At 66.6% G+C, this 4,927-nt stretch carries 6 protein-coding genes; 5 read left to right on the top strand and 1 reads right to left on the bottom strand.

Features of this window, described 5'->3' with window-relative positions; genetic code table 11:
* Positions 1-532: NAD(P)-dependent oxidoreductase (locus tag WC555_RS15100; RefSeq protein ID WP_373254899.1), on the top strand; the 532-nt coding region annotated here is incomplete at its 5' end.
* On the opposite strand, the gene WC555_RS15095 is transcribed toward WC555_RS15100, so the two are convergent.
* Complete coding sequence (locus WC555_RS15095; protein WP_373254897.1) at positions 529-1,047, bottom strand: EF-hand domain-containing protein; 519 nt, start codon at positions 1,045-1,047, stop codon at positions 529-531. The genes WC555_RS15100 and WC555_RS15095 overlap by 4 nt on opposite strands.
* A 146-nt stretch (positions 1,048-1,193) precedes the next feature.
* Between WC555_RS15095 and WC555_RS15090 the strand changes: the two genes are divergently transcribed.
* The 4 genes from WC555_RS15090 to WC555_RS15075 all read left to right on the top strand — a co-directional run.
* Positions 1,194-2,168: an ArsR/SmtB family transcription factor gene (locus WC555_RS15090; RefSeq protein WP_373254894.1), complete on the top strand. Its 975-nt coding sequence runs from the start codon at positions 1,194-1,196 to the stop codon at positions 2,166-2,168.
* Positions 2,168-3,115, top strand: coding sequence for a methylenetetrahydrofolate reductase [NAD(P)H] (metF, locus tag WC555_RS15085; RefSeq protein WP_373254891.1), 948 nt, complete (start codon positions 2,168-2,170; stop codon positions 3,113-3,115). The genes WC555_RS15090 and metF overlap by 1 nt, the downstream gene beginning before the upstream one ends.
* Position 3,116: 1 nt before the next feature.
* Positions 3,117-4,211 carry a homocysteine S-methyltransferase family protein gene (locus WC555_RS15080; RefSeq protein ID WP_373254889.1) on the top strand — a complete coding sequence of 365 codons (1,095 nt, stop codon included), beginning with the start codon at positions 3,117-3,119 and terminating at the stop codon, positions 4,209-4,211.
* A partial coding sequence (locus WC555_RS15075; protein WP_373254887.1) for a dihydropteroate synthase occupies positions 4,211-4,927 on the top strand: 717 nt, incomplete at its 3' end. The genes WC555_RS15080 and WC555_RS15075, both read left to right, overlap by 1 nt.

The following is a 4,927-nucleotide window of genomic DNA, read 5'->3' as shown; positions in this document are numbered from 1 at the left end:
CCTGACGGGATCACTGAAGGGCCAGAAGGTCGGGATAGTCGGTCTGGGCGGGATCGGCGAGGCGGTCGCCCGTCGTGTCGAGACGCTGCGCATGGACGTGTCGTGGTGGAGCCCGCGCGACAAGACGGCGGTCTGGCCCCGGTCTGAGAGCCTGTTGGCCCTGGCGAAACAGAGCGATGTGCTGGTCGTCGCCTGCAGGGTCGATGAGACCAATGTCGGCCTGATCTCGGCCGAGGTCATCGAGGCGGTGGGGCCGCAGGGTCTGCTGGTCAACGTCTCGCGCGGCCAGATCATCGACGAGCCGGCCCTGATCGCGGCGCTCAGGTCAGGTGTCCTGGGTCAGGCGGCGCTGGACGTTTTCGTCGAGGAGCCGGTCGATCCGGCGCTCTGGGCCGATGTGCCGAATACGATCCTGACGCCCCATACGGCCGGGGCCACGACGGAGTCGGTGCAGGGCATGCTGATGCTGCTTTTGCAGAACCTGGGCGCGGTTCTCGGCGGCGAGCCGCCTAGGACGCCTGTCGCGAACTAAGTGCCTTCGTCGCCCATCGGAATCTGGACGGACGAGCCGCCGCTCTCGCCGCCCCCCTGCCTCTCGCCGCGCATGCCGAAGCCCTGCGGCCGTTCATCGTTCGAGATGACGCCGTCGCTGTTCTTGTCCATGGCGGTGAAGCGCCGGGCGGTCGCAGCGCGCATCTCCTCACGGCTGACCTGGCCATCGCCGTCAGCGTCGGCCTCCTGGATCATCCGGCCCATCATGCCACCCCGTCCGGGACCGCCCTGGGGAGCGCCGGCCGGGGGCGTGCCTGCAGGAGGACCGCCCGCCCTGTCGACTCGCCGCTCACGCATTGCAGCCGCAGCGGTCTCGACCTCGGTCGTGGTGATCGCCCCGTCCCGGTTAGCGTCCATCCGGTCGAACATCGTGTCCTGACGGCGCTGCATCGTCTCCAGCGTCTCAGGAGGGATCATGCTGCGCGACTGGGCGGAAGCCAGAATGGGCGTGAGGGCGGCGGCGGCGAGAACACCGGCGAGGGCGAGGCGATTCATGAGATAACTCCGATGGCGTTGGACCTTGAACGTCCGGGCCACAACCTTCCGTCGCTATCCATCAGGGCGCTACATGACGCCCGGTTTCGCAGCTGAAACGCGGTTAAAGCTTGCCAAATCATATAAGGATATCTTTATATGATCTCATGTCCTTGACCGCCGACCAGACCGTGGAGGCCCTGAGCGCCGCCGGCGAACCGACCCGGCTGCGCGTGCTGTCGCTCCTGGCCGGCGAGGAGCTGTCCGTGATGGAGTTGTCGCGCATTCTGGACCAGAGCCAGCCGCGCGTCTCGCGCCATCTGAAGCTTCTGACCGAAGCCGGACTGATCGAGCGCTTCCCGGACGGCGCTCGCGTCTATTACCGCCTGTCGCACGACGCACCGGCCCGGCGACTGGTGGACACCATTCTCGACCTCCTGTCCGACAAGGCAGGTGAAGACGACCATCGCCAGCTCGACGCCGTGCGCAAGGAGCGTGAGGCCGCCGCCGCTGGCTATTTCGAACAGGTCGCGCCCCAGTGGGACCGGCTGCGTTCCCTCTATGTCAGCGAGAGCGCCGTTGAGGCGGCGCTGGAACGGGCCGTGGGCCCCGGCCCGTTTGACCGTGTCGTAGATCTGGGCACCGGCTCAGGCCGGATGCTGACCCTGCTGGGCAAGAAGGCGAAGATGTCGATCGGGCTGGATCTCAGCCAGAACATGCTCAACATCGCCCGCGCCAATGTCAGCCGGGCCGGGCTGGAACGTGTCGAACTTCGCCACGGCGACATTTTCGGCACCCGCCTGCCGTCGCAGAGCGCCGACCTCGTGATCGTGCATCAGGTGCTTCACTACCTGGCCGACCCGCAGGCCGCCGTGATCGAGGCGTCGCGGCTGGTGGGGCCGGGAGGGCGTCTGGTCATCATCGACTTCGCGCCTCATGACTTCGAGCATATGCGCGAGGCGCACCAGCACCGGCGTCTGGGCTTCGCCGATACCGAGATCGCCGGCTGGATGACGGATGCGGGGCTGAGCCCCCTGGCGCCCATCGCCCTGCCCCCCGAACCCAAGGACGGCGGCGAGCGCCTGACCGTGACGATCTGGACGGCCGAGCGCCGCGCAGAACAGGACCGAAAGACCGCATGATGGCCGCCTCCTCCCTCACCGCCGCCCGCGCCCTGCTCTTGTCCCCGCTGGGGCCGGTGGCGCGCGCCGGCGACAACGCCAACCCGGTGCGGGTGTCGTTCGAGTTCTTCCCACCCAAGACCGACAAGGCAGAGGAAAGCCTTTGGGAGGCTGTGCGTCGTCTGGAGCCGCTGAACCCCGAGTTCGTCTCGGTGACCTACGGCGCCGGCGGATCGACGCGTGAACGCACCCACCGCACCGTCCAGCGCATGCTGACTGAGACGACACTCAAGCCCGCCGCCCACCTGACCTGCGTCGAGGCGTCCCGCGACGAGGTCGATGAGGTGATCGAGAGCTACAAGGCCATCGGGGTGAACCATATCGTCGCCCTGCGCGGCGATCCTCCGGGCGCGTCCGGCATCGGCGGCGCCTATCAGCCCCGCGCCGACGGCTACGCCAACGCCACCGAGCTGACCGCCGCCATCGGCCGCGTTGGCGGCTTCGACGTCACGGTCGGCGCCTATCCCGAGCGCCACCCGGAAAGCCCGTCGATCGACCACGATATCGACGTCCTGAAGGCCAAGGTCGACGCCGGCGCCACCCGCGCGATCAGCCAGTTCTTCTTCGATATCGACGCCTTCCTGAGATATCGCGACCGGATCCGCGCCGCCGGGATCGAGATCCCCCTGCTGCCCGGCATCATGCCCGTGTCCAACTTCAACGGGCTGGTGCGGATGAGCGCGTCCTGCGGCGCGTCCGTTCCGGCCTGGCTGGCGACCCATTTCGACGGCCTGGACGACGACCCCGAAACGCGCAAGCTGCTGGCCGCTTCGATCGCCGCCGAGACCTGTGCGCGTCTGCAGGAAGAAGGCTTCTCGGACTTCCACTTCTACACCCTGAACCGGGCCGATCTGGTCTATGCGATCTGTCGCGTGCTGGGCGTGCGTGAAACCAAGGCGGCTACTTAAGATGACCTCTCCCCTCACCCGACCAGAGCGCATCGCAGCCCTGCACAAGGCGGCAAAGGAACGCATCCTGGTTCTCGACGGCTCGTGGGGTGTGATGTTCCAGCGCCGCGGCCTGGACGAGGCCGACTTCCGCGCCGACCGTTTCGTCGCTGCTAACGGCTACGACGAACGCGACCAGATGAAGGGCAACAACGACATTCTGTGCCTGACCCGGCCGGACATCGTGTCGGAACTGCACGACGAGTATTTCGGCGCCGGCGCCGACATTTCCGAGACCAATACCTTCTCGGCCACCGTGATCGCCCAGGACGACTACAAGCTGGACGAACAGGCGGTCTGGGACATCAATCTGGAAGGCGCCAGACTGGCCCGCGCCGCCGCCGACCGCTGGACCGAAAAGGAGCCGCACAAGCCGCGCTTCGCCGCCGGTTCGATCGGGCCACTGAACAAGATGCTGTCCATGTCGTCCGACGTGAACGACCCGGGCGCCCGACTGGTCACCTTCGACCAGGTCTATGAAGCCTATCGCCATCAGGTGAAGGCGCTGAACGAAGGCGGCGTGGACCTCTATCTGATCGAGACCATCACCGACACGCTGAACTGCAAGGCCTGCATCAAGGCCATCAAGGATCTGGAAGACGAGGGTCTGGAGCCCCTGCCTATCTGGATTTCGGGCACCATCACCGACCGCTCGGGCCGGACCCTGTCGGGCCAGACGGCCGAAGCCTTCTGGAACAGCGTGCGGCATGCGAAGCCGTTCGCCATTGGCTTCAACTGCGCCTTGGGCGCCGACCTGATGCGCCCGTTCATCGCCGAGCTGAGCCGCGTCGCCGACACCCTCGTCGCCGCCTATCCCAACGCCGGCCTGCCCAACGCCATGGGCCAGTACGACGAGGAGCCGCACCAGACCGCCCACTTCATCGAGGAATGGGCGGCGTCCGGTCTGGTCAACATCGTCGGCGGCTGCTGCGGCACCACGCCGGAGCACATCCGGCACACGGCGGAGGCGGTGTCGAAACTGCCGACGCGCGAAATTCCCGAACGGCCCGTGGCCATGCGCCTGTCCGGCCTCGAACCCTTTGAACTGGTAGCGTAGTGCGTCCCACCTTCATCAACGTCGGCGAGCGGACCAACGTCACCGGCTCGGCCAAATTCAAGAAGCTGATCATCGACGGCGACTATTCCGCCGCCCTGTCGGTGGCGCGTCAGCAGGTCGAGGCCGGGGCCTCGGTGATCGACATCAACATGGACGAGGGCCTGCTGGATTCGAAGCAGGCCATGATCACCTTCCTCAACCTGATCGCGGCCGAGCCCGACATCGCCCGCGTGCCGGTGATGATCGACAGCTCCAAATGGGAGGTGATCGAGGCGGGCCTGAAATGCGTCCAGGGCAAGCCGATCGTCAATTCGATCTCGATGAAGGCGGGCGAGGCGGAATTCCGCGAACAGGCGGTGAAATGCCTGCGCTACGGGGCCGCCGTCGTGGTCATGGCCTTCGACGAGGTCGGCCAGGCCGACACCGCCGCGCGCAAGATCGAGATCTGCACCCGCGCCTATCGCATCCTCGTCGACGAGGTCGGCTTCCCGCCCGAGGACATCATCTTCGACCCCAATATCTTCGCCGTGGCGACGGGGATCGAGGAGCACGACAACTACGCCGTCGACTTCATCGAGGCGACGAAGGTCATCAAGGCGACCCTGCCCTACGCGCGGGTGTCCGGCGGCGTCTCGAACGTCTCGTTCAGCTTCCGCGGCAATGAGCCGGTGCGCCGGGCGATCCACAGCGTCTTCCTGTACCACGCCATCCAGGCG

Source organism: Brevundimonas sp., assembly GCF_041648615.1.
GTDB lineage: Bacteria > Pseudomonadota > Alphaproteobacteria > Caulobacterales > Caulobacteraceae > Brevundimonas.
The sequence above is the reverse complement of the archived record's forward strand: the minus strand, read 5'-3'. Positions and strand labels throughout refer to the sequence as shown.

Excerpts from the sequence above, each read along its gene's own strand:
- WC555_RS15080 (WP_373254889.1), top strand. The coding sequence starts at position 3,117 with ATGACCTCTCCCCTCACCCGACCAGAGCGCATCGCAGCCCTGCACAAG.
- WC555_RS15095 (WP_373254897.1), bottom strand. The coding sequence starts at position 1,047 with ATGAATCGCCTCGCCCTCGCCGGTGTTCTCGCCGCCGCCGCCCTCACG.
- WC555_RS15090 (WP_373254894.1), top strand. The coding sequence starts at position 1,194 with ATGTCCTTGACCGCCGACCAGACCGTGGAGGCCCTGAGCGCCGCCGGC.
- metF (WP_373254891.1), top strand. The coding sequence starts at position 2,168 with ATGGCCGCCTCCTCCCTCACCGCCGCCCGCGCCCTGCTCTTGTCCCCG.